Consider the following 4,878-nt stretch of genomic DNA (forward strand, 5'->3'; position numbering starts at 1 on the left):
CCTAGTATATAACTTTCCAATTATCATTCACTGTTGCTTTAACTGTTTTTCTTTCAATAATATAATTTGCAATTAATTCAGCCATATCTATTGAAATATCTTTAAGGACAGGTCTTCCCTTAAACATCTGATAATTACCACCGCCACCTGCTCTGTAATTATTCATTACCACAGCATAATTGCCCTCCATGTTAAGAGGATAATTTTTATAATTAATTTTGGTAACTCTAGAGTTTATGGGTTGTGAAATATCTATAACATAATCTATTCCCTCCCACATATCATAATTGTAATGTTTAAGTGTAGGATAAATACCAGCCATGCTTACCTCTAATTTCCCATTAACTATACAAAAATATTCTGCGGTTTTTTCTAGAGCTTCCTTAATATCGGATCCTCTTAAACTTATTACCTTTAGAGTGTTTGGATATTTATAATTAGCTATAATATCTCTCATGGTAACATTATGCTTAAAACCCTTGCAGTGGTTATCAAAAATGGCTACATTAGATATATCAACCTTTGCTGCATCCATCTGAATATTATTTATAAACTCAGTGAAAGCATTATCTTTAGACCTTGTCTTAAAAGGATCCTTAATAAGCATGTCACCATCTATATTTCCAATAGGAATATCAAGCCATTCTTGAGCTCTTGTTTCTATAGAACTTATAGAATCCAAAATCCTTATATCAACTTCAGAGGCATTTGCAACAATAGTTGAAGATTTTTTGTTTGTTATAACCCATTTGCCAGAATTTTTAGTAAGTTCAATAGATACTTTGCCAAGGCAATTACCGTTGTAACCTGGTTGCACAACTAAAACACCATTTATCAATACATTTTCTATAACCCTATGTTGATGCCCAGTTAAAAGCACATCCATATTTTTCACAGTTTTGCATAACTCATAACCTTGATTTTCTCCTGTGAGTACTTCCCACGGCTCGCCAGTTTCTAAATCCCTTTCAAATCCACCATGATAGGACACTATATTTATATCCGTTCCTTCTTTATTTTTCATTATTTCAAGCCAATTGCTTGCACTCTGTGCGACATCATTAAAATCTAAATCTTGAATTGTCAAGGGATTCTCCCAGTTAGGAATATGCTTTGTAGTTAGTCCTAAAATACCTACTTTTAAACCATTATCAAAAGTTTTAATAATGTAAGGTTTATTCGTAAAGCTTTCTCCTGTAATTTTATTTGTTATATTAGCACATAGCCATGGAAAATTTGAAGTTTTAATTGCATTATCTAAATAATCCCTGCCATAATTAAATTCATGATTGCCAATTACAGCGGCATCATATCCCATAATATTCATAGCTTCAATCATTGGATTTGGCATATTATTATTTATTTTAGCATGGAAGTAAGATAGTGCCGACCCTTGAATCATATCCCCATTATCTATAAGTAAAGTATTTTGGTTTATTTCTCGCTGTTCAGTAATTATAGTGGATAAAGCTGCAAGACCGTGGTTTGAAACGGAATTATCTGAATAATTTATAGGTAATACATAGCCATGAACATCGCTAGTTTCTAAAATTGTTAGTGAAAATTTTTCTTTATAACACATTTTACACGCTCCAATCAAATACATATAACCCTAATAATAGTTCATTATCTTTTTAATATCAAAAATCAATCAATAAATCACTTTCTCCTATTAAAAATGCCGTATACACTGCACATTTCTATGCTATCTATACGGCATTTATTAGTTGGATATTGTTGAGGTATCCTAATAACTAAGCTATTATTTCCTGTAGCAATTTTGAAAAATATGCTGCATGAGCCTTTTCCTCTTCAAGTATACTAAACACTATTGTTGTAGCCTCTTTTTCAGATATGTTCTCATACATTTTTGTATATACGACTATTGCAAGTTCTTCCATCTTCAGTGCATAAGTTAGTGTTGACTTTAAATCTGTGAACGCATCTCTTGGCTTTTCCTCTTTATTAAAAACTTGATTTTCTATTAAATTACTCAAATATTTAGTTACGTCAGGATTAAAGATATATTCAGAATCTATTTCTTTGTTGTTTCTTAATTCATCAAAAAGTTTTTTAAACTTCTCTCTATGTACGAATTCTTGACCAGCAGTGAGTAATAAAAATTCTTTAGTTTTACCTTGTGCATGGCTAGCTCCATCCATGTAAAAATTATAACCCTCATCTTCCATTTGCATAGCAATTTTAAGCATTTCAATTCCACTAAAAGTATTATCTGTCATAATATCGCTCCCTTCCTATTCTTGTCTCTATTTAAACTTATACAACTCCATAATAAATTTCTTACCAACATTCTAATTCAATTTTACACTCTTTTCATATAAAGATGTACTAAAATAGTGAATGTTCACATATTGTCTACAAGACGTGTATTTCATTAGTCATTTATTTTCTACCCGATGTTTCTTCCAGTATACCTATTGTTTTTATTAAGGAATCGGTGAATTCTTCATCAGATGAGTTCTTAAAGATAAGCAAATCATCTTTTATATAAGGGTCATCCAAGGCAATAGGGATATCAAAATTAGTCTCAGCAATATACTCATTCCAATGCTCAAGTTTCCATGTATCCCTATCAGAATTCCTATCAATCATTCTTCGCTGTGTTACATCTATTGAAGTTTCTACCCAAATAACGACTAAAGATGCATTTTTATCTTTTAATATTGTTTTTAGATTTTTGATATAGTTCAAATCTCGTATTTCTTTTGTAAATGGTGCATTAATTAGCACAATATCATCATAATTCAAAGCTTCCAGTGCTAGTGCTACTATTGTTTCATATTCATAATCACGTAAATTCTCATTAAAAAAATCTGAACTTCTATTATATTCTTCACCTGCTACAACAAAAATCTGTTTAGATAATGTTATGAGTGTATCTTTATCAAGATACACAACATGCCTTAATGCCTCGGCAAGCTTTTTTGCGATATAAGTTTTTCCACTTGCTGGTGGTGATGTTACTAAAATTAATTTTTTCACAACAATCCTCTCCTAGTCAAAATTTTTAGAAGCCAAGTTCTTCCTCTATCAATACAACTTCCATATCCATATTATGCATCTTTTTATAGTAAATTATAAGACCATTACAAATACGATCTGGACTGGAACAATTATAACAATGATCTCCTTTTATTGCACATGGGGTTCTCAATCCTAATCTCATAGCATTGCGAGGAGCAGCAATGTTACGGGCACGCCAAATCGCCTCTTCAAGTGACAGTGAGATTTTATTCGTGCTGACAACAAAATATACCTTCTTATGACCGAACAGTGATCCAGCTACACGATTACCTGTGCCATCAATATTAACAAGCTCTCCTGATTCTGAGAGGGCGTTGACTGACGTCAAAAAAATTTCTGTAATCAGGCACTCTTTTGCAGTATCACCGAATGTTTTCCCTGACACCAAATGCTTAGGATCAACAACCTTATTGTGTGAGGCAAGTCTATCAAACAAGTTCATCTGCAGCATAGTATCAGAATCACCAAAGCCAATATATTTGTCATTAAGACTATTGTCTAAATACTGTGCCGCATCTTCACGAGTTTTAAAGAAGCTTACCTCATAATTATTTTTCTTAAGTGCAGTAATTGTTTTTTCAATATTCATATTTTTACTATATCCTCCAATCTATTTTCCATTTAAGATTCTTTTTATTAGTTTTTCAGCTTTTACCTATATTTATTATAAGAACCAAAAACAAAGAATGGAATATTATATTTATATCTATATTTTCATATTACAACCCAAATTCCATTCAAAGTTTTGATTTAATTATAACACGAAAATTTTTAGAAAAGTCTGGGATTACATTTCATATTCAAATTTTGACATTTCATGTAGACTCGTAATCTAGTGAATATTTTTGTGCTAAGCTTAAAAATATACTTAGTAAAACAACAAATAATTAGGAGGAAGAATATGAACAATTCTTTAAAAATCAGGGGTGCCAAGAAAAAAAACTTTATCACTTTGAGCCTACTTATATTAACTGTACTTTTTTCAGTGATATTATCTGGTTGTAGTGGAGAAAATTACGGAACAAAACTTAATTTTGGAGAAAACAATGAACTCTATTATACTACGAATGTAAAAGAAGAAGAAGCTAAGGCACTTGGAGATTACTTAGTTAAAGGCGAATTCTTTGCAAATGACGGCAATAGTAGAACTACACAATTAAATAAAACTGGCAGCACTTATGAATTTCGTTTGGTAGTAAAAGAAGGACTAGATAAAGATCAAGATACAATAGACTTAATGAAAATAATAGGAGCTGACTTATCAACATATGTATTCAAAGATGTACCTGTAGATGTTCATCTTTGTGATGATACCCTTACAACTTTAAGAGTAGTAGTTTTTAGTCCAGTAGATTTCGGAACAAAACTTACTTTTGGAGAAGGCAATGAACTTTATTACACTACGAATGTAACAGAAGAAGAAGCAAATGCACTTGGAGATTACTTAGTTAAACAAGATTATTTTTCAAAAGACAGCAATGGTATGACTGTACAATTAAATAAAACTGGAAGTATTTACGAATTTCGTATGGTAATAAAGGAAGGACTAGATAAAGATCAAGATACAATAGACGCAATGAAAACAGTGGGAGCTGACTTGTCAAAAGCTGTATTCAATGGCGAAACTGTAGATGTACATCTTTGTGATAATACCCTTAAAACCTTAAGAGTAGTGGTTTATTAAGATATTTCCACTGTAAAAAAGTATGCTAAATTACTTAAATTAGCATACTTTTTAACCTTATAAGCACCAGTATAATCTTCAATAATCAATTCTGTTTTCACTAATACATTTTATTCTACATCAAAGTTATTATTCATCTTCTTCAACAA

At 31.1% G+C, this 4,878-nt stretch carries 5 protein-coding genes; 1 reads left to right on the top strand and 4 read right to left on the bottom strand.

What is annotated here, in order from left to right:
- Position 1 precedes the first annotated feature (1 nt).
- The 4 genes from JJE11_RS14620 to JJE11_RS14635 all read right to left on the bottom strand — a co-directional run bounded on the left by JJE11_RS14620 (position 2) and on the right by JJE11_RS14635 (position 3,634).
- On the bottom strand, positions 2–1,582 hold the full coding sequence (locus JJE11_RS14620; protein ID WP_291636901.1) for a bifunctional UDP-sugar hydrolase/5'-nucleotidase: 1,581 nt from the start codon (positions 1,580–1,582) through the stop codon (positions 2–4).
- A 172-nt stretch (positions 1,583–1,754) separates the two neighbouring features.
- A complete protein-coding gene (locus JJE11_RS14625) occupies positions 1,755–2,240 on the bottom strand; it encodes a ferritin family protein (protein ID WP_291636902.1) in 486 nt (161 codons plus the stop codon).
- A gap of 163 nt (positions 2,241–2,403) precedes the next feature.
- Complete coding sequence (locus tag JJE11_RS14630) at positions 2,404–3,003, bottom strand: AAA family ATPase (RefSeq protein ID WP_291636904.1); 600 nt, start codon at positions 3,001–3,003, stop codon at positions 2,404–2,406.
- Positions 3,004–3,028: 25 nt separating this feature from the next.
- Entirely contained in the window at positions 3,029–3,634 is a 606-nt protein-coding gene (locus tag JJE11_RS14635) for a lactate utilization protein (RefSeq protein WP_291636906.1), read from the bottom strand.
- A gap of 312 nt (positions 3,635–3,946) precedes the next feature.
- Between JJE11_RS14635 and JJE11_RS14640 the strand changes: the two genes are divergently transcribed.
- The gene (locus JJE11_RS14640; RefSeq protein ID WP_291636908.1) at positions 3,947–4,729 is read left to right on the top strand and encodes a hypothetical protein; all 783 of its coding nucleotides are present in this window, start codon (positions 3,947–3,949) and stop codon (positions 4,727–4,729) included.
- The last annotated feature ends 149 nt before the right edge of the window (positions 4,730–4,878 follow it).

The sequence above is a fragment of the Clostridium sp. genome (genome assembly GCF_016650095.1).
In the GTDB taxonomy this organism is placed as follows: Bacteria; Bacillota; Clostridia; order Clostridiales; family Clostridiaceae; genus Clostridium_AD.